Annotated in this window: 1 protein-coding gene; it reads left to right on the forward strand. The window is 59.2% G+C overall.

Going from position 1 to position 527, the window contains the following annotated elements; all coding sequences use genetic code 11:
* Positions 1-527, forward strand: a 527-nt coding sequence (locus tag PJL69_RS20265; RefSeq protein ID WP_271311306.1) for a formate--tetrahydrofolate ligase, incomplete at both ends; no start/stop codon positions are given.

Consider the following 527-nt stretch of genomic DNA (forward strand, 5'->3'; position numbering starts at 1 on the left):
GTGCGCGCCATGAAGATGAACGGCGGCGTTGCCAAGGCGGATCTGGGTGCAGAAAACGTCGAAGCAGTTCAGAACGGCTGTGCCAACCTTGGCCGTCACATCGAGAACGTGAAGTCCTTCGGCGTGCCGGTTGTTGTGGGCATCAACCACTTTGTGACCGACACCGACGCAGAAGTGCAGGCCGTCAAAGACTACTGTGCCGAGCACGGTGTTGAGGCAGTTCTGTCTCGTCACTGGGAGCTGGGCTCCGAGGGCTCTGCGCCGCTGGCAGAGAAAGTTGTGGAAATCGTGGAAGGCGGCTCCGCCAACTTCGCGCCGATCTACCCGGACGACATGCCGCTGTTTGAAAAGATCGAAACCATCGCAAAGCGCATCTATCGTGCCGACGAAGTGCTGGCCGACAACAAGATCCGCAACCAGCTAAAAGAGTGGGAAGACGCAGGCTATGGCAACCTGCCGGTCTGTATGGCGAAAACCCAGTATTCCTTCTCCACCGATCCGTCCCTGCGCGGCGCGCCAACAGGCCA

The organism is Shimia sp. MMG029, from assembly GCF_027947445.1.
In the GTDB taxonomy this organism is placed as follows: Bacteria; Pseudomonadota; Alphaproteobacteria; order Rhodobacterales; family Rhodobacteraceae; genus Shimia.